Consider the following 255-nt stretch of genomic DNA (forward strand, 5'->3'; position numbering starts at 1 on the left):
AAAGAACTGGATAAATCCATCGAGCGAATCATGAAAGGTTTGCCGCAAACGCTACAGTCTATCCCTGGCATCGGACCAGTATTAGCTGCCGGTATTCAAGCTGAAATTGGACAGATTGAACGCTTCGAAGATGAAACAAAGATCGCCAAGTATGCAGGTCTTTATTGGCGAAAGCATCAATCCGGTCGCTTTACAGCTGACGATACATCGTTATCGCGTAATGGAAATCAGTATCTCCGTTATTACCTTGTTGAA

At 43.9% G+C, this 255-nt stretch carries 1 protein-coding gene; it reads left to right on the plus strand.

What is annotated here, in order from left to right:
- Nucleotides 1-255: IS110 family transposase (locus M3210_RS20295; protein WP_251518131.1), on the plus strand; the 255-nt coding region annotated here is incomplete at both ends.

It is taken from the genome of Oceanobacillus luteolus (assembly GCF_023715655.1).
In the GTDB taxonomy this organism is placed as follows: Bacteria; Bacillota; Bacilli; order Bacillales; family Amphibacillaceae; genus Oceanobacillus; species Oceanobacillus luteolus.